Source organism: Paenibacillus sp. W2I17, assembly GCF_030815985.1.
GTDB lineage: Bacteria > Bacillota > Bacilli > Paenibacillales > Paenibacillaceae > Paenibacillus.
Map to the genome: position 1 here is coordinate 3,322,292 of NZ_JAUSXM010000001.1, position 26,406 is coordinate 3,348,697.

At 47.4% G+C, this 26,406-nt stretch carries 23 protein-coding genes; 4 read left to right on the forward strand and 19 right to left on the reverse strand.

Annotated elements, in window-relative coordinates; all coding sequences use genetic code 11:
- Positions 1-106 precede the first annotated feature (106 nt).
- From QF041_RS14795 to QF041_RS14815, 5 genes are all read right to left on the reverse strand, one after another.
- A complete protein-coding gene (locus tag QF041_RS14795) occupies positions 107-847 on the reverse strand; it encodes a hypothetical protein (protein ID WP_307414715.1) in 741 nt (246 codons plus the stop codon).
- Entirely contained in the window at positions 844-1,542 is a 699-nt protein-coding gene (locus QF041_RS14800; protein ID WP_307414716.1) for an ABC transporter ATP-binding protein, read from the reverse strand. Before QF041_RS14800 ends, QF041_RS14795 begins: the two co-directional genes overlap by 4 nt.
- Positions 1,535-1,921, reverse strand: a complete 387-nt coding sequence (locus QF041_RS14805) for a GntR family transcriptional regulator (RefSeq protein WP_036606428.1) — start codon at positions 1,919-1,921, stop codon at positions 1,535-1,537. The genes QF041_RS14800 and QF041_RS14805 overlap by 8 nt, the downstream gene beginning before the upstream one ends.
- A 194-nt stretch (positions 1,922-2,115) precedes the next feature.
- A complete protein-coding gene (locus tag QF041_RS14810) occupies positions 2,116-2,979 on the reverse strand; it encodes an aldo/keto reductase (protein ID WP_373461392.1) in 864 nt (287 codons plus the stop codon).
- Positions 2,980-3,025: 46 nt separating this feature from the next.
- Complete coding sequence (locus QF041_RS14815; protein WP_307414718.1) at positions 3,026-3,583, reverse strand: STM3941 family protein; 558 nt, start codon at positions 3,581-3,583, stop codon at positions 3,026-3,028.
- A 394-nt stretch (positions 3,584-3,977) separates the two neighbouring features.
- Here QF041_RS14815 and QF041_RS14820 point away from each other — a divergent pair, with 394 nt between their 5' ends.
- Positions 3,978-5,987 (forward strand): S9 family peptidase, encoded by a 2,010-nt coding sequence (locus tag QF041_RS14820; RefSeq protein ID WP_307414719.1) that lies wholly within the window; start codon positions 3,978-3,980, stop codon positions 5,985-5,987.
- Between the two features lie 130 nt (positions 5,988-6,117).
- Here QF041_RS14820 and QF041_RS14825 read toward each other — a convergent pair whose 3' ends face one another.
- The gene (locus tag QF041_RS14825; RefSeq protein ID WP_307414720.1) at positions 6,118-6,807 is read right to left on the reverse strand and encodes a stalk domain-containing protein; all 690 of its coding nucleotides are present in this window, start codon (positions 6,805-6,807) and stop codon (positions 6,118-6,120) included.
- Between the two features lie 410 nt (positions 6,808-7,217).
- On the opposite strand from QF041_RS14825, the gene QF041_RS14830 reads away from it, so the two are divergent.
- Positions 7,218-8,411, forward strand: a complete 1,194-nt coding sequence (locus tag QF041_RS14830) for a MalY/PatB family protein (RefSeq protein WP_307414721.1) — start codon at positions 7,218-7,220, stop codon at positions 8,409-8,411.
- A 185-nt stretch (positions 8,412-8,596) separates the two neighbouring features.
- Here the strand turns inward: QF041_RS14830 and QF041_RS14835 are convergent, their stop codons facing one another.
- The 11 genes from QF041_RS14835 to QF041_RS14885 form a co-directional block, all read right to left on the reverse strand.
- Positions 8,597-9,208, reverse strand: coding sequence for an ABC transporter ATP-binding protein (locus tag QF041_RS14835; RefSeq protein WP_307414722.1), 612 nt, complete (start codon positions 9,206-9,208; stop codon positions 8,597-8,599).
- The gene (locus tag QF041_RS14840) at positions 9,198-10,154 is read right to left on the reverse strand and encodes an ABC transporter ATP-binding protein (RefSeq protein WP_307414723.1); all 957 of its coding nucleotides are present in this window, start codon (positions 10,152-10,154) and stop codon (positions 9,198-9,200) included. The genes QF041_RS14835 and QF041_RS14840 overlap by 11 nt, the downstream gene beginning before the upstream one ends.
- Positions 10,155-10,156: 2 nt before the next feature.
- Positions 10,157-11,164: an ABC transporter permease gene (locus QF041_RS14845; protein WP_307414724.1), complete on the reverse strand. Its 1,008-nt coding sequence runs from the start codon at positions 11,162-11,164 to the stop codon at positions 10,157-10,159.
- On the reverse strand, positions 11,161-12,156 hold the full coding sequence (locus QF041_RS14850; protein WP_307414725.1) for an ABC transporter permease: 996 nt from the start codon (positions 12,154-12,156) through the stop codon (positions 11,161-11,163). The genes QF041_RS14845 and QF041_RS14850 overlap by 4 nt, the downstream gene beginning before the upstream one ends.
- A gap of 42 nt (positions 12,157-12,198) precedes the next feature.
- Positions 12,199-13,857, reverse strand: coding sequence for an ABC transporter substrate-binding protein (locus QF041_RS14855; RefSeq protein ID WP_307414726.1), 1,659 nt, complete (start codon positions 13,855-13,857; stop codon positions 12,199-12,201).
- Positions 13,858-14,143: 286 nt separating this feature from the next.
- Positions 14,144-14,680: a nickel-responsive transcriptional regulator NikR gene (gene nikR, locus QF041_RS14860; protein WP_307414727.1), complete on the reverse strand. Its 537-nt coding sequence runs from the start codon at positions 14,678-14,680 to the stop codon at positions 14,144-14,146.
- A gap of 52 nt (positions 14,681-14,732) precedes the next feature.
- A complete protein-coding gene (locus QF041_RS14865; protein ID WP_307414728.1) occupies positions 14,733-15,758 on the reverse strand; it encodes an alpha/beta hydrolase in 1,026 nt (341 codons plus the stop codon).
- Positions 15,759-15,838: 80 nt separating this feature from the next.
- Positions 15,839-16,945 (reverse strand): coiled-coil domain-containing protein, encoded by a 1,107-nt coding sequence (locus tag QF041_RS14870; RefSeq protein WP_307414729.1) that lies wholly within the window; start codon positions 16,943-16,945, stop codon positions 15,839-15,841.
- Between the two features lie 288 nt (positions 16,946-17,233).
- A complete protein-coding gene (locus QF041_RS14875; protein WP_307414730.1) occupies positions 17,234-19,261 on the reverse strand; it encodes a hypothetical protein in 2,028 nt (675 codons plus the stop codon).
- Entirely contained in the window at positions 19,236-20,138 is a 903-nt protein-coding gene (locus tag QF041_RS14880; RefSeq protein ID WP_307414731.1) for an ABC transporter ATP-binding protein, read from the reverse strand. Before QF041_RS14880 ends, QF041_RS14875 begins: the two co-directional genes overlap by 26 nt.
- Positions 20,131-20,520, reverse strand: a complete 390-nt coding sequence (locus tag QF041_RS14885) for a GntR family transcriptional regulator (protein ID WP_036606399.1) — start codon at positions 20,518-20,520, stop codon at positions 20,131-20,133. The genes QF041_RS14880 and QF041_RS14885 overlap by 8 nt, the downstream gene beginning before the upstream one ends.
- Positions 20,521-21,724: 1,204 nt before the next feature.
- On the opposite strand from QF041_RS14885, the gene QF041_RS14890 reads away from it, so the two are divergent.
- Both QF041_RS14890 and QF041_RS14895 read left to right on the forward strand, forming a co-directional pair.
- Entirely contained in the window at positions 21,725-22,630 is a 906-nt protein-coding gene (locus tag QF041_RS14890) for a futalosine hydrolase (RefSeq protein WP_307414732.1), read from the forward strand.
- A complete protein-coding gene (locus QF041_RS14895; RefSeq protein WP_307414733.1) occupies positions 22,627-23,469 on the forward strand; it encodes a 1,4-dihydroxy-6-naphtoate synthase in 843 nt (280 codons plus the stop codon). The genes QF041_RS14890 and QF041_RS14895 overlap by 4 nt, the downstream gene beginning before the upstream one ends.
- 1,159 nt (positions 23,470-24,628) lie before the next feature.
- Here the strand turns inward: QF041_RS14895 and QF041_RS14900 are convergent.
- Both QF041_RS14900 and QF041_RS14905 read right to left on the reverse strand, forming a co-directional pair.
- The gene (locus QF041_RS14900) at positions 24,629-25,252 is read right to left on the reverse strand and encodes a pyroglutamyl-peptidase I (RefSeq protein ID WP_307414734.1); all 624 of its coding nucleotides are present in this window, start codon (positions 25,250-25,252) and stop codon (positions 24,629-24,631) included.
- Positions 25,253-25,272: 20 nt separating this feature from the next.
- A complete protein-coding gene (locus QF041_RS14905) occupies positions 25,273-26,274 on the reverse strand; it encodes a Gfo/Idh/MocA family protein (protein WP_307414735.1) in 1,002 nt (333 codons plus the stop codon).
- Positions 26,275-26,406 lie beyond the last annotated feature (132 nt).

A 26,406-nucleotide genomic window follows, 5' to 3' on the forward strand; every position in this document is an offset into this window, starting at 1 on the left:
TAAATTTACGTATCATTAATGGGATTCGATTCAAAAAGTGGATTATTACTGGATGCAAAAAACGAGCAACCCTGGTTGCTCGCATCACGTTTAAGTTATCCTGTTATCAGACTTCAACTTTTTTGTTGTTCAGGTAGATGGTAGCCCACACCAAGATAACGGCTACGATGATTTCAAATATAGTACTTCCCCACATGCCGTCCGACCATAATACACCATTGGCTGTGATCGAGATCCCTGTACTTTCTTCCGTGTACTGGAACACCTCGTTTGGATTAAAGCGCCCTGTCATAATAATATTCTCCAACCAGCCAATCAGATTAACGAGGACCAAGAATGCAACGATTCCGATCCATGGCCCAGTTTTCCAACGGAAGCTGCCTGCAATCGAGATCGAAAGGAAGATGATGACGGTCATGAATACCATAACCCATGCGCTAAACAGCAACAAACTAATATAATCCGAGACATGCAGACCCGAAAGATCAATATTGCTAGCGATGTTCATTCTTAGCTTCATTGAGATATAGATGTAGGCATGAGTCACGAATATAATGACTAACCCCAACCCGCAAAGGGCTCCAAAGATTAAAGGAGACAACACATGTGACAGGCCCGTTACGGGTAACAGACGACGATTATAAGAGCGGATATTGGACGTATATGTTTTGATCATTTTCACATAAATAGCCACACCAACTCCAACATAACCCATAATGCCAAGCACAATCCCTGTGACCTCAGACATGATAAGGGAAACCCCCACTTGGGCGATAATCAAAATAACTAGCCCCGCCAGCAGTGTATTCCAGTTCCTTCTAAAGTCATACTTCAATAATGTCATCATTCCGCATAGACCTCCTTGAACATCTCATCCACACTTTTCCCATATTTCAGACGGAGCGTTTCCACTTCTTCCCGCATCACCAGCTCGCCCTCGCGAATAAAGACAACTTCATCAAAAATCCGTTCGATATCATTCACAAGATGTGTGGAGATGATTAGACTGCTGTCTTCATCATAGAATTTGACGATCGCATCCAGAATCTTGCCTCGCGCAACCGGATCTACCCCGCCAATCGGTTCATCCAGCAAATACAGACGAGCCTTACGAGAAAGTGCCAGTGTTAGTTGTAGTCGTTCATTCATCCCTTTCGACAGATGCCGTACCCGGTCACTCTCGACAAGGTTCATGAAGTCCAGCATCTCCCGCGCCTTCTCCTCATCAAAATCAGCATAGAAATCGCGATAGTATCCAATCGCATCCCGGACTCTCATCCACTTTTCGGTTAATGGACGATCCGGCATAAATGAAACCAGCGCTTTCGTCTCCAGCCCAACAGGCTTACCTGTGACTTGAATCGTTCCACTGCTCGGATGCAACAAACCCGCAACCAGCTTCATGAGCGTACTTTTTCCACTACCGTTGCTACCCAGCAGACCTACGATTCGTCCTGGAGCAATATCCAATGTAATATTACTGAGCGCTTTCTTATTGCCATATGTTTTATTGATCTGGTTCAGTTCAAGGATGTTACTCATGCGTTGTTCCTCCCTTTCCTTCCGCAACGGCATCGGCTACGATGGATAAGATATCCTGCTCTTCGATCCCCAGTTCCTGCATTCCGGTCAGAAAGCGTTCCAGCAATTCACCGGCCATCTCTTTTTTGATCGTCATAATCTTCCGCTCCTCACTGGTCACATATCTGCCCAAGCCCCGTTTGGTTTCGACCACTTCTTCCCGCTCAAGCTCCTGAAATGTCCGTTGTACTGTATTTGGATTGATCTGTAGTTCAGCCGCCAGTTCACGAACCGAAGGAATTTTGTCACCTGCCTGAAGTGTCCCGGTTACAATCTGTCTTTTGATATACTGCATGATCTGCAGATAGATTGGTAAATTGTTATCAAATTCTATAGTCACAAAGCTCTCGCTCCTCTCTGTACTGGTGTGTTAGTTACATAGTACACTAGTGAAATAGTGTTGTAAAGCCCATTTGTTAAAATATATATTCGCTTAATTGAAGGGCAAGCTTCCGCTATCGATATCCATACAAAAAAAGAGCAGATCGTGAAGATCTGCTCTGCATAACTTTATTAATCGTATTGTTATCTATTTTACACGATATCTAGAGGTACTTTGCCTTTAGGTGCAGGAAATGCCTCATCCAAACGGGCGAGTTCCTCTTGTGTCAAAACGATATTCACTGCTGCTGCATTGTCTGCCACATGATTCAGCTGTACCGCCTTGGGAATCGCCAGCACATCTCCATCCCTGATCACCCAGGCTAATGCGATCTGCGAAGTCGTAACTCCTCGATCCTGTGCAATATCCTGAATGACGGGATGCTCCAACAATTCACTTCGAAGTCTGCCACCCTGAGCCAGGGGACAATACGCCATTACAGGAACGCTCCGTTCCCGCATCCAGGGAAGCAGATCATGTTCAATACCACGCGAAGCTGCATGGTAGAGCACCTGATTCACCATGCACTGAGACCCCTCCGGCAGACTCCATAACTCCTGCATATCCCTTGTATCCAGGTTTGATACACCCCAGCGAAGGATTTTACCGGATTGCTTCAATTGTTCCAAAGCCTCAACCGTCTCTTCGAGCGGTACTCCTCCACGCCAGTGAAGCAAATACAGATCCAGACGATCTGTACCAAGACGCGTAAGACTACGCTCACAGGCAGTAATCATCTGCTTGCGATCTGCATGATGGGGATATACTTTGGATACGAGAAAAACTTCATCACGATGGCCCGAGATGGCCTTTCCCGTAACAACTTCTGCCCCACCTTCTGCATACATCTCCGCTGTATCAATCACGGTCATTCCCTGTTCAATACCGGAACGAAGTGCTCGTACTTCTTCTTCTTGGCTAGATTGCTTCTCTCCCATGTTCCATGTGCCTTGTCCTATCGCAGGCAGGACAGTTCCATCCGGAAGTAGAATCGTGCGTGTTGGATTACCATGCATCATCTATATTCCTCCATTCTGAAGACTTATGGACATTCTGACCTCTCTAACGACGATAATACGAATCATAAATCATGTTATCACTCACATGTCTCCAGTGGCTTATCATCATGATATACAATTGATCCAGTGGCACTGTGAGGCTACTTTGGGCAACGCTGATGGTCGCATCGACCATATTGCTGTTGACCGTCATCAATTTGCGTTTCATCCCGTTCTGGCGATCCAGAAAGGCTTTCTCGTCCCGCAATTTGACCCCGATCATTTTCTGTCCCATCAATTCATACATAAAAATATTCTCAACGTCTCTCCAGGCCACTGCTCCTCCTGCGGTATAAGAAGATGCATCCACAAACCCATCCTCATCAATTACAAAAGAAGGTTCCTTCTTAATCATCTTTACCAGACTGTAGCAGAAACATAGCCCAAAAAACAAAATGGATAGAAGTCCAATCACATCCGAAAGGATGGAATCATTCGTAACTGAAGAACTATCAAAAATCAAAAAAAATCCGGCTACCACAAAAAGTGCTGCCCCTGCCGTGAGCCACGCCATTCGTTTCCGGCTTGGATATTCCACATGCTGCTCATAGGATGTGCTCAACGTAACGTTCCTCCTCCATTGCGACTGAATCATACGAGTTCTATATAAACGAATGGCTAAGAACCAATACCTGAATGTAGAACAGGAATTGCATTGTACATTAAACCAAATTAACCAATGTTAAACATTGAATTAAGACCATTTTTCGTCATTTCTGCGCTTATTCAACATTAGGATTCGTCATCCTTCGAGCAAATCCTTTTAACACAACTATATGAATTGAACTAAAGAATGTTTGCACTGGCCACTCCGATGACAGAACAACCTTCCGATCGCTGTTATAAAAGTCTCCCCTCCCATCCTTAGTCATATTGTCCTGTCCCTAGCTTTCCGTTAATATAAATGGAAAGGTTAGGAAATTAACCAATTCTAATTCATGGTGGGAGGACAAACAATGATGAGTCAGCGCGGCATAACATCGGAAGATCTTTATCAGATTACATGGGTTAATGATCCAACTCCGTCCCCTCAAGGCGGACAACTGGTATATGTAAGCCGGAAAACGAATGAAGCACGTGACGGTTATTGTTCTCACCTAAGACTGCTTCATCTGGGAAGTCAAAAGGATAGGTCCTTTACCTCTGGTGAGAAGGATCATTCCCCTGCCTGGTCGCCCGATGGGTCTCAGCTTGCCTTTTTAAGAGAGGTTGATGGGAAATCCCAAGTGTGGATTATCGCATCAGATGGCGGAGAAGCACAGCAAATCAGTCACCTGAAACATGGCGTAAGTTCCCTGCTCTGGTCACCAGATGGTCATACCATACTTGTGAAATCATCCGTGGATATGAGCGGAGATGAAGAATCAGAACATACAGATCCTATAGACGATAAACCCAAACTGCTGCAAGAACATGTCGTAGACCGGATTCGCATGAAATCAGATGCCAGTGGATTATGGAACGGTCGACGTTCCCACCTTTTCGCTCTCGCACCGATCGATGTGGAACCACTCCCTGTAACTACAGGTCATTATGACGTTGGAGACTACGCTTGGTCCCCGGACGGAACATCCATCGCTTGGATTGCGCAGATGCCTGAAGAAGGCGAGGACCATAATGATTACACCCTGACTAATCATGTGTACCTTGCCAAGGCAGACGGATCGGATGTGCAACAGTTGACCCCGGAAGGATATACGTTCAGCCGAATGGCCTTTGCACCGGATGGACAATCTCTTGCACTGCTCGCCAGTGACCGTTCCTATGGAAATGCCACGCTTGTGAAGTTGTACACCCTTCAGATATCAGGTGGGGAACTCGTATGTCTGAGCACGGATTGGGACGTACAGTTGAATCACAGCATTGTTGGCGACATGCGTTCACATCTGACAACCACGGGGCCTGTATTCAGCAGAGATGGTTCTTCAATCTTCTGTCTGGCGACCATCCATGGTAGTGTACGCATCGCCAAATTCGCTCGAGACGGCAGCAGTGCCGACTATATATGGCCTGACGAACGGGAAATTTATCAATTTGCCGAGTTGGAAAACGGGCAGATCGTTGCCGCTGTAGCCGATACACTAAATCCTGGTGATCTCTATATATATGAACAAGCGGAAAATCCCGGGGTAGAACCGATTCAGCTCACCCGCAGCAATCCACAGCTTGAGGATGAGATCCATCTAAGTACACCTGAGACCTTCTGGTTCAATTCCTCAGATGGCCTACGGCTGCAAGGATGGATCATGAAACCTCATGGCATGGTCGACGGGGTCAAAATCCCGACCATTCTGGAGATTCATGGCGGCCCGCACATGATGTATGGTTTTACATTTATGCACGAGTTCCAAATTCTCGCCGCACAAGGCTACGCTGTTGTGTATATCAATCCACGCGGTGGCCTCGGATACGGGCAGCAGTTTGTAGACGCCTGTCGCGGAGATTATGGCGGTGGCGATTATCGCGATCTCATGGAGAGTGTGGATTATGCCCTGTCCCAGTATGAGTTTATCGATGAATCCAGATTGGGCGTAACCGGGGGCAGTTATGGTGGCTTCATGACCAACTGGATTGTTGGACACACGGACCGCTTTAAGGCGGCTGTTACCCAGCGTTCCATCTCCAATTGGCTATCCTTCTACGGTGTAAGTGACATTGGATATTTCTTCACGGAAGACCAGATTGGCGGTAACGCGTGGGATGACACGGAAAAACTGTGGAAACATTCTCCGCTCGCTTATGTCGGCAACGTGAGTACTCCGCTGCTCATTTTACATGGCGAACAGGATCTGCGGTGTCCAATTGAACAGGCCGAGCAATTGTTCATTGCGCTGAAAAGAGGCAAGCAGACCACAAGGCTCGTTCGTTTCCCAGGGGCAAACCACGAGTTGTCCCGTGGAGGTCACCCTCACTTGAGGGTACGCCGTTTGGAGCATATTGCCGGATGGTTTAACGAGTACCTGTAGCGGACTAATATCTAGACTATTAATTCAGAGTATAGAACCAGATATGGATTCAACCCTAAAAGCCGTCCAATGAAATCTGTTATGATTTCAACGGGCGGCTTTGGCCGTTCACTTTTTATAGAAGCAAAGATTACTCTTCGCCCCACACTACGGTGATTTCATTCAGATCCTTGTTGGTTGCAGACACCGAACCCGTGATGGTTACGGCATATTTGCCATCTTCACGACCCACGATGCTGAAGCCGTCTGCCTGGATATCCTGAGTGTTCTGACTTAGATTTTTGGTCTGGTAGTAGTCTTTGTAGGATGTTCCAACGGTTAGCAACGTTTCTTTGGTTGTGTACGTGAGCACTACTTTTTTGTCACCATCCATTATGTTCTCAATGAGACTTGTTGCCTTTGCATCCTTCGGTAATGGGAAATCTGCTGGCAGATACTTGGACTTCACACCTGTCGTCTGTGAGTTCGTGCCTGTAGATGGTGATGTCGATCCACTGTTGCCTGTGGATGTTGACCCACCAGAAGAGCTTGAAGAACCGATGCTTACTTTATTGTTTTGGGAATCATACTTCACTTCGGTCTTCAACGCATCTGCAATCGAACGAACGGGGAGATATGTACTGCCTTGATATGTAATTGGCGCAAGCTTTTTGCCCTGGTCACCTGTCGGTGTAAATTTCTGTCCGTTCACTTCGATGGCGAGCCCATGGTTCAGATAAGCTTTGATTGTCTCCAGTTGTGTACCTGCATATACACCTGCCGATCCGGTTAACACCATGCCAAACACACCCGCAGCAACCAACCACTTTTTGCTTTTCATCCCTAAACGCCTCCTGAGTTCAAATGTCAGCCTTATGCATAATACGATTCAAGCGATCGCTCGATGTACGCGAAAGACTCATGTAGTTATGCTCATCATGTATGGGTACGAGCTTATTCGGATAACAGCCCGTTGTTCCACCAAATGTTAGCAATATAATAGCATCTGACATGAGGTTGTAAACGATAAATGGACAAAACAGGACCAAGGACGTACAAAAATAGTCTTTGTCGTATGCCCGCTGTTCTCTGGCTCGTTAAGTTGTTCTTATATGAATAAAGTCCCGAAATCCGGACCATACATATGAAGCTAATCATACACGCACAACAGTTGCGAAATTAACCAATGTATTAGATAATTATTTGTCGATTTGTGGTCGAAGGAACGGAACTCAAGGGGGATTAAATACGATGAATAACAATAACAGTACATTTGATCAGTCTATTAACCGGATCTCTACCGGATCAGAAAAATGGGATGCGCTTGAGGATATCTTCGGTGCTGCTGATGCGCTTCCGATGTGGGTGGCCGATATGGATTTTGCTGCTCCACCATCCGTCATTCAGGCCCTGCAAACACGGATGGAGCACGGAATTTTTGGTTATACAGTGCGGACTGAGGCGTATCATGCAGCTGTTGCAGGGTGGATGGAACGGCGTCACAACTGGAAAATTAACGATGACTGGATCGTATTCACTCCAGGTATTGTGCCCGCACTCAGCATTGCTGTACAACGATTCACCGATCCTGGAGATGCTGTAGTCATCCAAACTCCGGTGTATGCGCCCTTCTATGAAGTAGTACGTGGTCAAGGTCGTGAACTGATCACCAATCCTTTGGTAGAGAATAACGGTCATTACACGATGGATCTGGAACAACTGGAATCCAGCTTGCAGACCGGTCGGGTCAAAATGCTGATTCTGTGCAGTCCTCATAACCCGGTTGGACGGGTATGGACTCGTGAGGAGCTTGAAGGGCTTACGTCACTGTGTCTGCAATACAACGTACTGATGGTTTCAGATGAAATCCATGCCGATCTTGTTCATCAGCGCGGAACTCATACACCACTGACCCTGATCTCGGACGCCGTCTCTGATCTAAGTATCATCTGTACGGCTCCAAGCAAAACGTTCAACATTCCTGGCCTCTGCACATCCAACATCATCATCCCCAATGCCAAGTTGCGGGAATCGTTCGCGCAGGGTGTTAAAACGATGGGACTTGCCAGTATCAGTACACTGGGGGCTGTTGCAACCGAAGCTGCATACAACGGAGCCGAGGAATGGCTGGATGAGTGCCTTGCCTATATCCGTGGAAATATGGAGTATGTACAACAGTATGTTACGGAACACATGCCACAGATCAAAATGCATCTGCCCGAAGCAACCTATCTGTTATGGATGGATTTCCGGGAATTGAATATTCCCCATGCACAACTATGCAACACGCTGCTTCATGAAGCAGGGCTTGCTTTCAATGACGGGAGCTTCTTTGGAACAGAGGGTACAGGGTTCATGCGTATTAATGTAGCCTGTCCACGTTCTACGGTTGAAGAGGCGATGCGCAGGTTATCTGCGTTGCTAAGCAATGTGTCAGGCAAATAAGCGTCAGTTACATCTATGTATGTTTCGAACAAAACGTGTACTGTTCGTTAAATGGTGAATATTTGTCAAAATAGAAAAAGGGGTGCCCCGTAGTCAAGTCCATGACTCACATTCGTGGTCAATGACTGCACAAGGAGCATCCCTTTTGTATTCGATCCATTTATTTATTCAAAACATAATTAAAACTACAGTGACATCGATAGCGGCATCGGAGTAATTCTGTCGCACAGCCTGTCCAACAAATCCCGATCATGGCTTATGATCAATAGCCCCAGATTACGCTGGCGAGCCACCCCCATCACGGTATGCCAGATCTGTGCCTGAGTGATCGCATCCAGCATCGTTGTCATCTCATCTGCGATCACGTAACGTGTCGCTGTTCCAAGCGCTCGCGCCACACAGAAACGCTGCAGTTCTCCACCGGATAATTCACTCGGCCTACGGTCCAACCAGGTTTGCTGAATACCCAATGCTTCGAGCAACTGTTCATCCTGCACAGACGCCTCTTGCAACACGCGGCGCATTCGCCAGCGTGGATTCACAGCTTTCTCCGGGTGCTGGAACACCAGCTGAACCGGACATACTCCTGTACGTGGGAGTGGTTTCCCATCCAGAAGTACTTGTCCTGCCACAGGTTCGGCATATCCTGCAAGGATGCGACCAAGGCTTGTTTTGCCACAGCCACTTGGTCCCCACAAGCCAACCACTTCTCCCTGTTGCACCTGCATGTTCATCTGTTGGAATACCCATGATTTCTGATTATAACGGTAACTCACGTCCCGTGCTTCAAGTGACATGGAAACACCTCACTTCTCCGCCCCGTACCTTACGAAGCTCTGGACGTTCGCGGGTACATACAGCGGTTGCTGCATTACATCGGGGAGCAAATGAACAGCCTGTGGTGATCTCTTGACCTGCCAACGGTTGGGAGCCTGGGAGTGGCTGAAATCCGTTCTGCGGCAACGCATTCCAGAGCGCTTTTGTATATGGATGACGAAGACGTCCTCCATTCCCTTTAAAATCATCCACCTGCGCCGCCTCTACATTGGTCCCCGCGTAAAATACAGCGATGCGATCGGCAGCCGTCAGCGCTGTCGTAACATCATGCGTAATCCATAGGATACCTACGCCTTCATTTGCAAGCTCGCGAAATTGCTTCATCGTCTCGGCCAGCACTTCGGGATGGATGCCTGGTGTTGGCTCATCTGCGATGATCAGCTTCGGATGACCGGAGGTCGCTGTAGCCATCAACACCCGCCTTGCCATACCTCCGGACAACTCAAACGGGTATTTCCCGGCTGTTCCTTGAGGAAGATGATATCGCTCCGTCAGCTCCTGCTCCGTCTTTTTCGTATGGGATCGAGTTATGAAGCCGCGCTTCCGTCCCAAATCTCGGGTTACCGGCTGAACTTGTCTTCCCACCTTCATCAGCGGGTCCAAATAACTGACGGATTGTGGAATCAACACCAGTTCGTCTCCACGCAGATGAAGCTGCCGCTCTGGGGTTAAAGGCTCGCTATTATAGCTAATTCTACCTTCCAACCTGGCATTGGCAGGCAGAATACCCATAACGGCTTGAGCCAGCACACTTTTACCCGATCCACTTGCGCCTACAACAGCCACGATCTCGCCCTTGTTTACGGAAAGATCCAGATTCTGAATAACATAAGTCTGTTCGTGCCCAAACCAACCACGAGCGCGCCGAAATGACACCGATACTCCCTCAATATCAAGCAGAGCCATATTTACCTCACCTCCCTCGAACTACCTGTACCCGTCAATGTCTTCAGACTGTTGCCCAATACATCAAACGCACGAACAACCAGCAACAATGCTAGTCCCGGGAAAAAGGCGAGCCACCACATGCCAGCAGATAAATATCTCATCGACTCTGACAAAATAATTCCAATTGCCGGTTGTTGCGGGGACAACCCCAGCCCCAGAAACGTAATGGCTGCCTCGTGCAGAATCGCATGGGGAAAGATTAGCAGTACGCCAACGAACAGCTGCGGGACCAGATGTGGCAGCATATGCTGCACCGCAATCTGTAACCGCGATTGACCCAACTTGTGTGAAATCTGAATGTACTCTGCGGATTTCAGTTGGATCATCTCCGCTCGTACAATCCGGGCCAGATTCGGCCAGTGTGTCAGCGCAATCGCTGCCGCCACTCCTGCCAAACCTCCACCGAATACAAAGGCCAACATAACCAGCGATACCAGATGGGGCACACTGAGGAACAAGTCGATAATCCATGAGATTACCCGGTCAGCAGCCTTGCTTGAAGCAGCAGCCAAACCCAACAGCAGTGCGATCAATCCGCCACCACATGCAGCAAGCAATCCCACTTGAATGCTGGTTGCCAATCCTTTTAACGTACGCATGAACATATCTCTTCCGAGCCAATCCGTTCCAAATGGATGCGCCCAGGTTGGAGCCAAATTCCGATCCATTAATGAAGTCAGCGTAGAACCAGCCGGAAGCAGCCTGCCCGTCAACCACACAACGGCAATCCAGATCACCGCGAGGCTTCCCCAGATCACCGCTCTTTGGCGAGGGTTGCGGAAATTTTGGTCTCTGGCAGCCGTATAATCTTTTCTCGTTTGGCGTGTTGTTCCTGTTCCTTTTCCAGTCTCAGCTTGTAGAGACCCTGTATTAATGTTGTACCGTACCTCTTGATTCGCAGTTTTCACTTTCTGTACTTCGGCTGTTTCTGCCGTCTGCTCGGAGGAGCGTTCTACCGTCTGCTTCATGACATCAGCTCCTCCTTCATCCGTGGATCAATCATGCGATACAGAATGTCAGCCACCATATTACCTGTAAAAACAAATATCGCACTGCACATCACAAGTCCGAGCAGCAGTGGAACATCTCCACGCAACCCCGCCTGAACCGTTGCCTGACCAAGGCCGGGGTATGAAAATACCTGTTCTGCAAGCACAGCCCCACCAAACAGTTCACTGAACGAAGCAAATTGCAGCGTGATGGCTGGCAAAACAACATGTCTGAACCCATGTCGACGGAACAGCTGAAATCCACGCTCACCCCGCGCTCTCGCAAACAGAATATAATCTGACTCGAGCACATCCGTGAGCTTCTGCTTGGTATGCAAAGCAATAGAAGCTACCCCAGTCAAACTGAGGGTCAACGCTGGCAGAATCATATGAATAGCTCGATCTCCCCATGTGACCTGATCAGCTGACATTCCTGCGGGTACCCCAAGGCCAACTGGAAGCCATCCGAGCCACACCCCAAATACCATTAGCAGCAACAGCGCAATCCAGAATACCGGCGTGGAGGCCAGCGTATAACAATACCAACAGATCAGGCGATCCAGCTTCGAATCGCGTCTCATGGCGGCAACTACACCAAGAGTGAACCCAATGATACCAGATAGTAGCCAGGCTACAGCCATTAGTGCGATAGAATTCATGAATCGTTCCTGTATAATATCCGCTACAGGCTGTCTGTAGATCATCGAAGTTCCCAGATCTCCCTGAATCAGCGCTTGTCCCCAGGCTAGTAATCGTTCCATGGGAGATTCATTCAATCCCCACCGTTCTTCTATAAGATTGCGCTGTTCGGCGCTTACCCTGATCATGTCTCCACCAATGTAGGCTTCGATCGGGTCCACAGGAGAGAATTGCATTAATATAAAAGACAACACACTGACTCCAACCAATAAAGATACAAGTCGCAACATTTTAAAACCAACAAATCTGGCCCATCCATTCCTGCCTGTCATCCAATCTCTCCCCAATTCAGGCTAAAGCTACCGTTACGTTTCCTACTTTGTACTGTTATCCCAGGACCATTCCTCCAGATTGGTTGTCACCGGCCAGCCGTGACCATGAGGATGGATCTGCTGCTCACCAATGTTCAGTCCATTCGTAACCAGATACAGATGATCTATATTTACGAGCCATGCCCATGGCGCATCACCCTGATAACTGAAACCTGTTGTTCCATCCCATTCCGCTTTCTGCCAGAACGGCAATGCCTCTTCTTCACTTGTTGCCTGAAGGGCTTTGTCCATCCAAGAATCCACGACAGGATTACTATACAGCCCCACATTGTAATACCCTTCTCCTTTGTGAGTACTGCTATAGAGGTTATACGTTTCCAAAGGATCATGACTGCCCCACCCAAACAATACAGCGTTGGAGTAAGCCATCTTTTTCGTCTCTTCACGGCTTTTACCTTCAACATTGATTTTGATTCCCGCCTGGGCAACCATATCCGCAGTAGCTAACGCCAGAGATTGTCTTGTTAAATCACCTGCAAAATAAAGCAGATTGAATTCGGCCTTAACACCGTTTTTCTCGACGATACCGTCACCATCCGCATCGGCCCAGCCACCAGCGGCCAGAATGCGCTTCGCTTCTTCGAGATTAGCATCCGTAAATACGGCTTCCGCATTGCTCCAAGGCAGATCATCACTGACGGAATAAGACGGACGACCGTACCCTTCCAGTACACCTTCAACCAAAGCCTTACGATCAATCACAACATTCACCGCTTGGCGAATGGCCAGATCGGATGTCACATCATTTCCTGCGGGAAGACCATCGCCCGACTTGGCACAAGCAGGTTGCATGGGGAACATGATGCCCCGGTTATCTACGGTTTTCACGGCCTCCAATGTCATGCCATTCACCTGTTGTTTGCTAAACGCTGCCGGGATAGCAGCGATATCCACCGTACCTGCCTGTGCAGCGGCGTAGGCTGCATCTTCATCCAGATAGAGGAAGGTGAGTTTGTGGAATGCAGACTTGTTACCGTAATATTCTTCATTGGCCTCAACGATAGCCTGTTGTCCTTTGTCCCACTGTACCAGCTTGTACGGTCCCGATCCGACCGGATGTTCTGCGTAATCAGCACCATAGGCATGTTCAGGCACAATGCCAAGTGTCGTCAGCAGACTGATGAATGTAGACTGCGGCGACTTCAATGTGAATACAACCGTGCTATCATCAGGTGCCTTCACATCAGCCATATTTGTCAAATCAATCACAGACCCACTCTGAGTAGCCGTATCAAACGTAAATTTCACATCTTCAGCCGTAAGTGGCTCCCCATCAGAGAATGTTACATCGTTCCGGAGTGTAACCGTCCAGGTCAGCCCATCTTCACTAACTGAGTATGCCGTAGCCAGATCGTTAACCAGTTGTAACTTGGCATCCCGCTTCAGCAAGGTACTCTGGAAAAGTGGTGACCCATATTGCCCCCATCCGGTTGTTGGATCAAACCCGCCTTCCGGCTCGGTGCCAACGGCCAGCACCAATTCGTCTTTGGTTGAGGTTGTTCCTGATTGTCCATTCTCTGCTGATGAAGCTGTTGGTGCTGTGCCCTGTGCACAACCAGATAAACCAATGGAACATACAAGTAAAATGCCTAATCCTGTTCTACCTTTTCGTTTTCCCCATCTCCATGAAAATCTGCCCATTCTGGTCGTTCCCCCTCTAAATATGTGCTGCACTCCCTTTTTTCGTGTTACTTTTTAGAGAAATTGTAGCACAAAATACAAATTATATGTCAACAAAGTTAACTTCGTAATCCATATTTTTTCATATTTCAGAATTAATAAATAAAAAGTTGTATAACCGAGCATTCGTAGCGCTCTATAAAGTCAGGTATTATAACAAACAAAAAAAAACAGACAGTTGGCATCTAACCAATAGTCTGTTTTTTAGATTTGCTATATTTTCATAGAAATTACACCCGTATTTGTCTTACTCCGTAGAGCGATGATGATGATGACTGTGACCATGCTGACCCGCACCTTGATTGTGACCCAGACTTTGATCCGGGTTGCCATCCTGACGACTCTGAGCATGAGCCAGTTTGTTGAGTTCATCTACATAAGTCACGGACAGCTCCGCATACAAAACACCTTTTTGTACCTGGATCTGTTGATGCAGATGACGCAATCGTCCCAGGTTACCCCGTACGGCAATTACCTCCAGGCATTGGTCATGGTTCAGGTGCACGTGCATATTGGAAATGATGTCATGATGCGCCTCGTGCTGGAGCTCCATCAAACGAATGGGAAGATCACTGATATGGTGATCGTAGACCATCACAATGGTACCTGCCACATCCTGGTCGGATTGTAATACAGAAGGTTGCAGTAATGTTTTGCGAACAAGATCACGGAAGGCCTCGGATCGGTTTTTGTATCCCTGTTCCTCAATATACTGGTCAAACTGCTCAATCAGAGGTGTAGGAAACGCCACCCCGAACCGGGTCAAATCTTCTTTATCTGCCATACTTCTCCTCCTGTGCCCTCATTTGCTTCGAGTGTACCACAGACTTGTCTGCTCATCGACTATACTGTTGCATGAATCGTACTGCCGAATGTATCGCCTGTTGTCCAGCGTCACTCTCCAGATCAAATTGATAATCATGTCCCAGCTTCTCTGATGAGTTCGAGAAAAACAAGGTTTCCACCTCAACATCAAGGCGCTTCAATACTTGTGCGAGCTCAATCGATTGACTGGTCAACGGGTCATCATTGCCTGAGGTAATAAATGCAGGTGGATACTCTGCTGTGGCCTGAAGCACGGTCGACATTTCATGCAGACGTGGATAGTCTTCAAATGTTTTGACTCCCGTATATGACCAGAGAAATGTCCGTATGAGTGGAAAGCCTGTATTGGCTACCGTGCTTAGATTGTATGGACCACAGAATAGCAGAACCCCACGCAACTCTTCCGGCTGGGCGGCTGGTGTTATGTTCATCAGCTTGGCGAGAGATGGATTGGTCACCACTGCCGCAGTCTGACTTGCAATCTGGGCACCTGCCGAATTGCCTGCGAGAAATATGTTTTCCGGGTCACCGTGATACTCACTGACATGGTTCTTCACGTAAGTCAAAGCCTGATTCGCCTGGATCACGGGAATGGGATATTTCGTATCCGGTGCGAGCGCATAATTCATACTGACCACAACGTAACCCTGTTTGGCTAATTGTACGGCATAATCTGCGATATCCTTTTTGTCACCCAAGACCCATCCACCACCATGAACCCACAACACAACAGGCAAAGGTTCCGATGTTACGGAAGGATAATAGATATCCAGCGTACTGTCATTACGCCCTTCGTCTGCATAGGGTACATCCGCAACACGAGTTATCCCACCCGAGAGCATAGTGTCCTTGCTATTTGTGTCTGTATTAGCAGTTTCAATTAATGATTTTAATAAAAATACCGTTATTTTGGGTGTCCATTGTGTACCAATCCCAATAAAACCTATGATCATAATTAGTACAACGCTGGGTATCCAGTAACGTTTACGTTTAAAACCTTTTGCCCCCGTACGTTTCGTTTCCAACTTGGACTGCAATAGCTCCACCTCGTTCCATCATCATCGAAGCGTCTTTATATCTAAAGTTGTGTACGTTGCAGAGAGGACCGGGTTTCCTCTTATTTGGGTCTCTTGGCGATTTCCTGTCTGACTTTCACATATGTAGTGGATACGTTTTGCTCCAGTGTATGAATACTTTGTTTTGTTCCTGCCCATTTCTCTGCTGCAGACGCCAAGGTGTTCAATGAGCTGAGTACACGTGACGTTTGGCTTTGTTTTGTACTCTGTTTGAACTGTTGTAGAGCTTTGGAATATCGTTCTTTAGCCAGACTCGCCTGTTTTTTAGCCGTTTGAATCTGTTTCTTCGCGGAGTCGGCCCCTGCTAGCATAGCTCGTAAACGTTTTATTTCAGCGCTCTTCCGTTTACGTGCTTCAGCAAGTTCCTTTTTCTTGATCCGGATGTCTTCTCTGGCAAGTTTCACAACGGGTCTCAACGTCTCTGCCTGAGTGCGGATCGCTGCACTCCATTCCTTATTTTTGATGGCTTTGGCTGCATCCAACTGTCTATTGACTGAACTGTATAGGGCAAATAGCGGTTCATATCGGGCCTGTGTTTGCTTTACCTTTTCAGCTAGAGTTGCGACCTTCGCATCATCGGTTTGTCTTATTTCGACACGTAATCGCTCCAATTCCGCGGTATTGGCGGCATGAAGCGTCTTTATCTTTTGTTCCCAAGCCTGCTCTTGTGTCTTCCAGTTCCCCACTTTCTCGTACGCTTGCTTCAACGTTAACTTAGTTTGTGCGTCGGCTTTGTTCAAAACGGAATCCCAGGCTTTCTGCGCTGTTACGCCAAGATCTATGCCCGCAGCCTCCACTGAAGAAGCAAAATAGATCGTGCCTGCGCTGAACAGAATCACAAGTCCTATGAGCAGGCGTGATCTGAAAATAAGATGAGCGAATGAGGATAATTGACGATGCCGTACGTTACTTTGTTCCATCATGTGACTATGGCTACCTGCTATTGGAGAAGGGAATAGAATGTCACTCGTCTCCATTAAAGCTATTTCTTCTGTAGATATATCTTCGATATGCTGTCGCCCCTTCTTTTCTTCCACCAAGCCATGATGATCTATGAAGTTATGTGAGCTTGTTCGTTCCAATAGGGAGCAACAACATGCCGTGGCCTCCTGTTCACTTATCATTTCCTTCCATGCTTCTGTTTGCATGCGTCTCTACACCCTTTCTTCTAAAATATTTAGCAGAATAGCCAACGAAATCAGCGAACGACAAAAAAGCACCCGCAAGTCAGGCATTTGCCTGCTCTTACGGGTGCTTCCCTCATAAGCCGTTCCATATGAGATTCGATTGAACGAGTCGCTCGAACCTTACCTTTTTCTAATATATTCCATTCACTGTGTCTGGTCAAGTAAATCTGGTTTCACTATACTAATATCAAACCTTTGATCAACGGGAGAACCCTTCCCGCTTATAGTTAACAACTGATACAGCTCAGCTTATTGATTGACCAAAATAGCTTTCATTTTCTCGGTCAAATCCTCTTCTTTCAGCATCATATAGATGTTCTCGCCACGAATAACATTCAACTTGATCTGATAAATGGTATCTTTCTCTGTTAGATAACCAGACCGTTGACGTTTGAGCAAATCACTAATGATTTCTTTGTTTTTAGTCGCTATCTGTTTGTTACCACTTAGATTTCCATCGATATATTCTGGCTGCGGAGCAGTCCACTGAAGCGAACCCGGACTGTTAATCTCCTGCTTCGCAAACTGAGCGGAGACAATCTCATCTGCCTGGATAAGCAACTGGTCGTATAACTTGTTCTCCTTCAGCCAAGCCAATACCCGATCATAGCTAGGTTTGATCTCAAAATTCCACATCTCCCTCGGTTGAAATGGATCTTTCGAAGTAGAGTCCTGATTCATCTCCGCGTAAGCAAACGACTGCCACGGGGAGCGCTGTTCTTCATAGGTCTGATCAAAAATGTCCTGTTTCAACAATGCTTTGAACTCACGGACTTGCTCCGGATTGCTAATATAAACCTTCCGGTATGAACTTATGGCAGAACGAATGCCGAAACTTAACGCATCTTCATCCAGCTTATACGTTTCAAAGGCGACTCTTTTGTAATCCTGGGACTGTTTCAGAGCCTTTAATTCCTGATGGAATTCGGCTTCTGGAATGTAGTATTTACGTTTCATCACTTTGCCGTTATCCAGCTTGTAGTTAATTAATATAGACTCATCATTACGCATACCTGTATTAATCGGATCATCCAGTAAAGGAAGATCGGAATTCACAATTTTTTGATGAAGAGCGATAACTGCCCCCATGTATTCCGGATCATTAGAATAGAGGTGAGCATCGTCCTTTTTCTGACTGACACCGTTACTGTAGGTATAACTCTCCCCACCAAGCTTGATGCTATTCACCTTGCTCATTTCAGGCACTCGAGCGGCGTATCCATTCCAGTCGGCAATAGGTACGTACAGTATCAGACCAGCGATGATACCATATAGAATCAGCTTGGGTAGCAGCCTGCTGCTCCAGATCAGCCATGTTTTGCGAATAATCATCTCGGCAACGATATAACCTACAATTCCGCCGAGGATATATCCGAAGATTCCCCATCCAGCTGATCCTCTTGGAGCAATCATTGTAAAGTAACCTCCGCCAATCAGAACCAATGTAAACATCAATCCAAAGCGGAATATAGGTTTTATAAGCTTAAACGTAACTGCTTGGGTAGCAGATTCAACCTGTCTCTTCGCATAAAGTACATAGGTTAGAGGAATAAACAGGATTGCAAATATCGCATAGATAATTAACTCCTGACGGATTACAGGGAGGTTACTGATCGAACCCACACGCAGGACAAGTGAGAGTTTCTCCGCATTAAAGCCCACTTCTTCAAAAGCATATCCGAGCAAATAATGCTGGAGATGAAGTGACATAATGAACCATACGACAACAGGTAACAAGACGAGTGCGTACACGGTGAGTCCCTGCAATACAGATTGACCAATACACATGCCCACCGCCACAGTTAGCATGAACATAAACAGCGAGTAGATACTCATGCTCAAGCCCCACATCCAGATTGTACTGCCATCAAACAGAAACGCAGGTTGATCCAGTACCGCCCATACCCAGCCGGTAATCGCAGTTGTAATCCAGATTGGAATCAGGATCATGGCATATCCGGTCAACAGATTCACCGTTAATAGATGTTTACGACGTAACGGCAAACTATGGAACAGATCCGAAGGTGCACCAGACTGAATGTACCGAAAAAGAAAGATTCCAGCTGCTACGGGCAGTGTGATAGCGAACAGAATCTGCACTTCACCATTGGCCTGAAACAAACTTATAATCTGCTGTGGCACATCCCTGTACTCGGTAGCGATATATAGCGGAAGTGAGAACAACAATGTGATGAGAAATAAAATGCCTATCCATCCATGCTGTCTGAAATTTTGGATCAGGATGCCCCGGTTACAGAACAATCGGTTGAATATCATACCCTGCGTCCTCCATTTCATAGATAAAGATTTCTTCGAGCGTCAAAGGCAGTACATCCAGCAGATATGGATCATGTATACGGAATTGATCCGTTACCTGTTGTCGGTTACCTTTGACAATGTACAGGGATACACTTCCCCGTTTCTCTTCATGCAAAATATCAATCTGCTCATCCATGGCTTTGGCATGGTCCGGGTGGCGGAAAGCGACCTGGATTTTATGCGTATCCGCCTTCAGATCATCGAGATCTTTCTCTACAATAATTCGGCCTTTGTGCATAATCGCCACATGGTCACACAGATCTTCAATCTCACGCAAGTTGTGCGATGAGATGACAATGGTTACTTGACGCTCAGCCGCTTCCTGGAACAGCAAGTTTTTGATCTGCTGGCGCATGACCGGGTCAAGGCCGTCAATCGGCTCATCCATCAGCAGTACTTCAGGCATACAGCTAAGTCCCAGCCATACGGCTGCCTGACGGCGCATGCCTTTGGACATGCGATGTAACTTGCGTTTTACATCCAGTTTGAACACGGTAGCCAGTTGCTTGAACCGTTCCTCATTCCAGCGCGGATATACCGAACGATAAAATGCAGCCATCTGAGTTATTGAAGATTGCGGGAAAAAGTAGGGCGAATCGGCCATAAAAATCGTGCGGCCTTTGAGATCCATATTTTCATAAATTTCAGTATCCTCGATACGAACAGTCCCGCTGTCCTGACGGTAAATGCCAGCCATCATTTTGAGCAGCGATGTCTTGCCTGCCCCGTTGGAACCGAGCAAACCATAGATCGACCCCTTATGTATGTGCATCGTTACGCCATCCACTGCCTTTTCCTGTTCAAATGCTTTGACGACTTGATTCAGCTCAATCATGAGGCTCCTCCTTCTCTATACGGGCCATCGCTTCCTCAAACAAAAGCGTCATATCCGCTTTGGTCAAACCGGAATACGAAGCTTCTGCAATCAACTTCACCAGAGACTCTCTGATCTCATCTCTCATGGCTTCATTCGGATGTTCCACTGACGATGATACGAAGCTCCCTTTTCCCTGCAAAGAATAAATGTAACCTTCACGTTCAAGCTCACGATACGCTTTCTGAATCGTATTTGGATTCACGGTCAGCTGCGTGGATAACGCACGAACGGAAGGAAGCTGCTCGTCGGGCTTTAGAATACCGTATACGATCATTTCTTTGACTTTGTCCACTAGTTGCTCGTAGATCGCCTTACGGCTGCGTACATCTAATTCGAACATCCCGCACCTCCTTTCTGTAAATGTGTGAAATAACCCATGGGTTTTAAATGACTGTATCTGAGGTGTATGTGTAGTAATCTAGGTGAAAAAAGGCGTTACCTAAGCTGTACAGATGTATGTATTCAACTCTTAGGTGTATTAACTGTACTACTATTATTAATACAGTTAAATCGAATTGTCAACCGTTGACTTTGACTTCTTGTTTTATTGGGAGTACGTTAATAAAGAAAGGTTATATGGTTTAAATGACATATGTGTTTTTGGGAAGCAAGTTCATTTCGACTTAGGACGCGGCACGATCAGGGTGACTTTCACATGAGGTGAGGCAAAACGGCTATCTGAAGCGATGTGGCTAGATGTGGCTACTCGAAGTGATACGGCTACCCGCAACCTTTGCTTGACCGCTTTTGACAGAATTACATGCAAAGGTTGTTCAGGTCTTTCCCCTTCCGTTATGATGGAGATGGAATATTGTTCGATAATCACTGTATCTTGATTACTATTTTGTGCGCGTTTAATCTGATTGATTGTTAGGTATGTCATGCGTTATATATGTTGTCTTGCGTTATAGATCTAATGTCCTCACAGCTATTGGACATACATCAGACAGCTATATTAGAGTTAGCGAGACTGTGTATTTACTTTAAATTCTGGTTTGCACAAATGAGCTACTATGCAGTGGTCGAGTGTAGACTGGGCCCGTTATTCATTTGGCTTGTTGGTCTAAAATCCGAAGGTCTATATATGATTCGCGTTGGATGGGTCGGGGCAGTCTTCAGCCTTTTCAATCGTTTATCTGTTCGTTTGGAGTGCCAACTCGTGCTGTCCGCACTGAGCATACATATTGCATATTTGTCTTTCAAAGGGTGGACACGGACATGAGAAAGTACTCCGGAATCGATATTCTACATATAGATCATTTTTAATTTTATATCTGAAAACGTCTATATATAGTGTTTCATTTTCCTGGATGGATATAGTATCTTTTGAGAAAAAGTGTCCACTCTTTGAAAGACAAAATGAAGATAAATGTCCTTTTGTAGTGGACAATGCCCGAATTCCATTTATATAAGTTGAACTATAAATTTACACAAAAATATACAAGGCAATTATAACTCAAAGAAGTGTAGCTAAAAGCTTGTTGTAAGAAAGAAACTATGGAGGCATATGCTCCGCCTCTAATACCTCATAAGGAGAATCCGAGATGAATGAACATAGACAGGATGAAGATCAGAATAATAAACCAAACGCATCATTCGAAAATAGTGGACACCACGGTGATTTAATTGGGGAAATAAACACTTCAGATATAAGTCCGGTACAAGCAAATTCATCACAACGTGTGTTAATTGTAACCGCGGTTGATGCAGAAAAAGATGCGGTCCTCCGTGGTTTGGGAGACACGGCCGCGGAACGATTTGACGTCATCGCTGCGGGCGTTGGCCCAGCCTCGGCCGCAGCAGGAACAGCCGCTACATTGGCATATGCCGTAGCGGCTGCAAGCACAAGGGCGTTGGCGCAAGCATCTACTGCGCCAAGCCCATCCGATGTGGCACAGGCATCTGCCACATCTTCAAGGCCGGGGCCCCTTGCCGGGACCGGATATTCACCAGCCTACATGCTGGTGATCAGTGCCGGCATCGGCGGCGGGTTCCCCGGCCGGGCAGACGTCGGCTCCCTCGTGGTAGCCGACGCCATGGTTGCCGCCGATCTGGGCTCGCAGACACCAGACGGCTTCCTTAGTGTGGACGAGCTCGGATTCGGCTCGTCCATTGTGGCGGCGGACGCGGAGCTTGCCGCTCGCCTGCGCCATGAGCTGCAGCGGGCTGGGCTCGCTGTCAGCGGAGGCACTGCGGTCACCGTGTCCACGGCGACCGGAACAGCGGAGACGGCCGCAGAGCTATTGCGCCGCGTGCCGGATGCCGCCGCCGAAGGTATGGAAGGCTTCGGCGTGGCAACAGCTGCTCAACAGTTCGGCGTGCCAGCACTCGAACTGCGGGCCATATCCAACGCAGTCGGTCCACGCGACCGCGACGCTTGGCGCATCAAGGATGCCCTCGATGCGCTTCAGGCTGCAAGTTCCATTTTACGGGAGGTTATTACATCATGAAAATTGCATTTTCCCCTTGTCCAAACGATACATTTATCTTTCACGCGTGGGTGCACGGTTTGATCCCGGGCGCACCTGAGCTGGATGTCCGTTATGCTGATATTGATATTACCAATGGTCTGGCGGCAAATCCCGATGGACCCGACACACCTGAAGTGATGAAAATATCTTATGCAGCACTGCCATACGTGTTATCTGACTATGCTCTGCTTCCTGCTGGAGGCGCACTTGGCAGAGGATGTGGCCCTTTGGTTCTGACCGCAAATGGCACGACCGATCCAGCATATCTGTCTGGACGACGGGTTGCTGTGCCAAGTGAACGCTCAACAGCATATCTGTTGTTCCGTCTTTGGGCAGCGCAAAATGTCCCGGGCGGTGTAGGCGAGATTGTTGTCATGCCATTCGACCAGATCATGCCTGCTGTTCGTGACGGCAAGATCGATGCCGGACTTGTCATCCATGAAGCACGCTTCACGTATCAGAACTATGATCTCAAACTGATGACAGATCTCGGGAACTGGTGGGAAAGTGATACAGGCCTTCCGATTCCGCTTGGAGCGATCATCGCACGTCGCAACATGGACGCTCATGCCCTCGCCGGTTGGGCACGCGCCTCCGTTGAATATGCATGGGCGCACCCTGATGAGTCGAGAGCATACGTTATGGAACATGCCCAAGAAATGGACCCTGACGTAGCCGCACAGCATATCGGCCTGTACGTTAATGAGTTCAGCGCCAACCTGGGTGGTGATGGTTATGGTGCAATCACTGCACTGCTTGGCCGTGCCATGAAAGAAGGACTCGTTCCCGAGTTCGACCTTGATCTGTTGCGCATCTAACTTTGATTTAATTTGAGTTAGTTTCTGCTCTATATCTAAAGAACACAGCGCATCTTATTTAGCCGAATAACGTGGTATGAGAATTCTAAAGAATCTCAGACACCGTATTCGGCTAAAATTCGTTTATATCGTCAACAAACTCGGTTCATTCCACACAATAACGCTTCTACGATTCGTTAGAAATTGGTGTGTGCGTTTTTTCAGCGAATAACGTGTGCTCGATTCGTTAGAGTCCGTCCCAAGGCGTTCTGAGGAGCAAGCTTCGTGAGGCCTATCCGGGGTATTCGAAATCGAAATGGTTTGTAAAAGTAGACTTAGGGTGCTACAAATTCGCAGGTTTTTCTCTTACGAACCCAACGCACCTTATTTAGCTGAATATCATGCCACGAAAATTCTAACGAACCCCAGACACTCTATTCAGCTAGAATTCGGTCATATCACCGACAAACTCACTTCATTTCACACAATAACGATTCTACGATTCGTTAGAAAATGGTGTGTGCGGATTTTCGGCGTATAGCGTGTGCTCGGTTCGTTAGAGTCCTGCATAGGGTACATTTGGGGATAGAAACTTCTTAGCTAGCCAGGGTGATGGCGGTGTCCTTGCGTTTTGTTTTTTTTAGAGCTTGGTTACTTAGGATTAGTATAGGTCGTATTCAGGAGGGTCACCAATCAGAGTCCGTCTTTTAAACTCCCCTTACCTATTTCGCTGAACCCAACTTTCCAGCAAAAGTTGTATAAGCCTTACCGGGTTTCGGATTTGCGGTTTGCGGTTTTAGTGTCTAATTTTTAACTTGGCGAAATACTTGCATCAAGATACTTTGCTGCAGACTAGTGACCTCACTAGCCATGTTGGACTACACTACACATGACACACGAAATAGAAAGAGCTGTCCCCTAACGTCAGACTTATGACGATGGGACAGCTCTTTTTTTCACTTTATATTCAACTTCATATTTATACTCATATCTATCACTCTACTCAACCCAAGATCGAAGCGGAAAGAAACCCATGCAACTCCACGCTCTCCACGTCATCCTAAAACCTACTTTAACCCTTCCCAACCCACTGCTCTCCCTCTTACAACGGCGGTCTACGAATCAACCAACCATCGCCTACGTTCTGCTGCAACCGCAGCCGAACAATCGGAACCATCCCCTACGAATCAGCCACAACCGTGCGGATCATAATCCGCAGTGCATCCAGCATCATGGGAATAGGTAGCGAAGAAACGGAAGGCTGCAACACCGCCATCTCTGTGGAGGCTGGAAAGTGTACAAATCCGGCACGGATCGGAAGTTGCCCTACTCGAATGTAATCCAGCACCCGGTACATCGTGTTGTTGCAGATATATGTACCTGCTGTATTGGACACGGCAGCTGGAATGCCTGCTGCAGACATGTCATTCACCATGGCACGTATGGGCAAAGTGGCAAACAAGCCGTCCGGGCTGCCATCTACAATTGGCTCGTCCACAGGGCGCTGTCCCTGGTTATCCGCGTAGGAGCCTGGCGGAATGTCTTTGACATTCACGGCGATCCGCTCCGGTGTGATGGATGTTCTGCCCTTGGCCAGCCCACAGGCGATGACGACATCTGGCCGATAGGCTTCCATCTCTGCGATCAGCAGGTCTGCACATTCATCAAAGTGCACGGGCAACAGTACTGTTTTTAGCTCAGCACCCTCGATCACTTCGTTTCCAAGAGCTTCCATTAACGCCCCAGTCGGATTCACCGCATCCCCGCCAAAAGGTTCAAACCCGGATATCAGAATCTTCACCATCACACGTCAGCTCCTGTCTGTTACTCCGATTTGTAACGCAATCCCCACTGGCCCCGAATCGTGTCCATCAGCTTCATGATTTCCAAGGATTCATCCAGTTTAATGGTATGGCTCTCCGTCCGACCTTCGAGGATACAGCGTCCCGCTTCTTCTGCCTCAAAAGCATAACCAATACATGTTCGATCATCCGTGAACTTCTCCGGCTCGTCCTGACCATTCACATGCAGATAGGCTTCTTTGCCCGCCAGGAATAAAGGTAGACGAATCTTGCCTTCCGTACCGTATATAACTGCTTCATTGCTAAGGTTCAGACGAATGGCAGCACTCAGTGATGCAGAACGTCCCTCGGAATAGGACAACAATACGGAAAACTGCTCGTCCACACCCGTTTCACCGATATTGGCCGTACTCCATACATGCTGGGGCTGTTCGCCAAAGATCATCGATGCAAAGGAGATCGGGTACACCCCTGCATCCAGCAAAGCTCCCCCACCCAGATCCGGATTAAGCAACCTTCCTTCCGGCTCCCAGCCGACACGGAATCCAAAGTCTGCCTGGAGCAAACGCACTTCACCAATTCGTCCTTCTGCAATCCATGCTCTGGCTTGAGCAATCGGTGGCAGAAAGCGTGTCCACATCCCTTCCATCAGAAAAAGGTTACGCTCCCGTGCCGTCTCCACCAGTTGCTCCAACTGACGTGCATTCATCGTAAACGGCTTTTCACAGAGCACCGCCTTGCCTGCCTCCAGACAAGCCATTACATTCTCCTTATGCACAGGATGAGGTGTTGCCACATAGATAATATCTACCTCAGGATCTTGCAGCATCTCATCATAAGAACCGTAAGCGCGTGCAAAACCATATTCAGCTGCAAACTTCTCCGCGCTTCCGGCTGTCCGTGAACCTACCGCTGCTTTCACAGCGTTTCCCGCATGTTCCAAATCCCTTGCAAACTGGGATGCAATCCATCCCGTGCCCATAATGCCCCAGCGTACTTTGTCCCGTCCCACTACTTCTGTCATATTAAAGCCTCCCTACTGCAATTTGAGTTGAAAAGGTTAATGATTCAGATCAGGCCAACATGTTATCCCCTTTATTTTACCAAAAAGAAACGCTTACGTCAGAAAACGATTTCGATTATGTGCTTTCAATAG

What these genes read in the sequence shown, in the direction of transcription:
- QF041_RS14795 (WP_307414715.1), bottom strand. Translation starts at nt 847, where the DNA reads ATGATGACATTATTGAAGTATGACTTTAGAAGGAACTGGAATACACTG.
- QF041_RS14800 (WP_307414716.1), bottom strand. Translation starts at nt 1,542, where the DNA reads ATGAGTAACATCCTTGAACTGAACCAGATCAATAAAACATATGGCAAT.
- QF041_RS14810 (WP_373461392.1), bottom strand. Translation starts at nt 2,979, where the DNA reads ATGCATGGTAATCCAACACGCACGATTCTACTTCCGGATGGAACTGTC.
- QF041_RS14820 (WP_307414719.1), top strand. Translation starts at nt 3,978, where the DNA reads ATGATGAGTCAGCGCGGCATAACATCGGAAGATCTTTATCAGATTACA.
- QF041_RS14825 (WP_307414720.1), bottom strand. Translation starts at nt 6,807, where the DNA reads ATGAAAAGCAAAAAGTGGTTGGTTGCTGCGGGTGTGTTTGGCATGGTG.
- QF041_RS14830 (WP_307414721.1), top strand. Translation starts at nt 7,218, where the DNA reads ATGAATAACAATAACAGTACATTTGATCAGTCTATTAACCGGATCTCT.
- QF041_RS14835 (WP_307414722.1), bottom strand. Translation starts at nt 9,208, where the DNA reads ATGTCACTTGAAGCACGGGACGTGAGTTACCGTTATAATCAGAAATCA.
- QF041_RS14840 (WP_307414723.1), bottom strand. Translation starts at nt 10,154, where the DNA reads ATGGCTCTGCTTGATATTGAGGGAGTATCGGTGTCATTTCGGCGCGCT.
- QF041_RS14845 (WP_307414724.1), bottom strand. Translation starts at nt 11,164, where the DNA reads ATGAAGCAGACGGTAGAACGCTCCTCCGAGCAGACGGCAGAAACAGCC.
- QF041_RS14850 (WP_307414725.1), bottom strand. Translation starts at nt 12,156, where the DNA reads ATGACAGGCAGGAATGGATGGGCCAGATTTGTTGGTTTTAAAATGTTG.
- QF041_RS14855 (WP_307414726.1), bottom strand. Translation starts at nt 13,857, where the DNA reads ATGGGCAGATTTTCATGGAGATGGGGAAAACGAAAAGGTAGAACAGGA.
- nikR (WP_307414727.1), bottom strand. Translation starts at nt 14,680, where the DNA reads ATGGCAGATAAAGAAGATTTGACCCGGTTCGGGGTGGCGTTTCCTACA.
- QF041_RS14870 (WP_307414729.1), bottom strand. Translation starts at nt 16,945, where the DNA reads ATGCAAACAGAAGCATGGAAGGAAATGATAAGTGAACAGGAGGCCACG.
- QF041_RS14875 (WP_307414730.1), bottom strand. Translation starts at nt 19,261, where the DNA reads ATGATATTCAACCGATTGTTCTGTAACCGGGGCATCCTGATCCAAAAT.
- QF041_RS14880 (WP_307414731.1), bottom strand. Translation starts at nt 20,138, where the DNA reads ATGATTGAGCTGAATCAAGTCGTCAAAGCATTTGAACAGGAAAAGGCA.
- QF041_RS14885 (WP_036606399.1), bottom strand. Translation starts at nt 20,520, where the DNA reads ATGTTCGAATTAGATGTACGCAGCCGTAAGGCGATCTACGAGCAACTA.
- QF041_RS14890 (WP_307414732.1), top strand. Translation starts at nt 21,725, where the DNA reads ATGAATGAACATAGACAGGATGAAGATCAGAATAATAAACCAAACGCA.
- QF041_RS14895 (WP_307414733.1), top strand. Translation starts at nt 22,627, where the DNA reads ATGAAAATTGCATTTTCCCCTTGTCCAAACGATACATTTATCTTTCAC.
- QF041_RS14900 (WP_307414734.1), bottom strand. Translation starts at nt 25,252, where the DNA reads ATGGTGAAGATTCTGATATCCGGGTTTGAACCTTTTGGCGGGGATGCG.
- QF041_RS14905 (WP_307414735.1), bottom strand. Translation starts at nt 26,274, where the DNA reads ATGACAGAAGTAGTGGGACGGGACAAAGTACGCTGGGGCATTATGGGC.